Annotated in this window: 1 pseudogene; it reads left to right on the top strand. The window is 61.0% G+C overall.

Annotation, left to right across the window (positions count from 1 at the left end):
• A pseudogene (locus NKI70_RS33865) lies at window positions 1–667 on the top strand (hypothetical protein); the annotation flags it as partial.
• Window positions 668–938: the final 271 nt, after the last annotated feature.

The following is a 938-nucleotide window of genomic DNA, read 5'->3' as shown; positions in this document are numbered from 1 at the left end:
CGCCGCCTCCGGCGCTACCACCAGCGATGGCAGTCATGGCAAGACCGCGCTGTCGCCCCTCCTCGCCAGCGACGGCAGTTCGACTGATACCGCCGCCTCCGGTGCCACCACCAGCGATGGCAGTCATGGCAAGACCGCGCTTTCTCACCTCCTCGCCAGCGATGGCAGTTCGACTGACACCACCCACGATAATGCCGGCGACAAGGTAAGCGAGGGCAGCAACGTTGACCGCATATTGGCCTCGTTGAGCCATTCTCTTTCGGCCGGCTCGGAACTTCTCCCGACCAACGATCCATCCGACAAGACGGCAACCAGCCTGATCCGCCACGGGTTCGCGCAAACCGTCCAGCCCGATGAAAGTGTCGGCGCCCAGGCAAAAAACGGCGCCGCCGCCGAGATCATGTCTGGCCACGGAGGCAACGATGCCTTCGACTTCAGCAAGCTTCAGGACAAGCTCCACCTCGATCAAGCCGCTCTTACCGAGCTTAAGTCGGGCGGGCTTTCATTGCATACTTCCCCTGCTGGTACGGCTACGGATGATGGTTCCCACCACATCATCTTTGACAGCTCAACCGGGTCGCTCTCTCTCGACAGCGACGCGGTCGGCGGCGCAGCTCAAGCGCAGCTCGCTACCCATCTCCCGTTGCAGCATCACTCTTTGATCTGAAAACCGGAGCGGCGGACCTTCAACTCGAGCGTGTCCGCCGCTCCGTCCGTGTTCAATTGCGCCACGGAAGCTTGACTAAGAAAAATGCGATATCGGCAGACATCAGAGAGATCGAAGTTGGTCGCATTATCGCCAATGCGAATTTCGGATTCGCCGCACTAGGCGGTCTCGGCAATTTTCAGCACGGCGTCGATCTCGGCCATCACCGTTGCCGGCAGCGGCCCTTTCTCCAGCGCACCGAGATTGTCCTCGACCTGCTCGGGCCGCGTGA

Origin of the sequence: Mesorhizobium sp. M0500, from assembly GCF_040321165.1 — a bacterium.
Classification (GTDB): domain Bacteria; phylum Pseudomonadota; class Alphaproteobacteria; order Rhizobiales; family Rhizobiaceae; genus Mesorhizobium.
The sequence above is the reverse complement of the archived record's forward strand: the minus strand, read 5'-3'. Positions and strand labels throughout refer to the sequence as shown.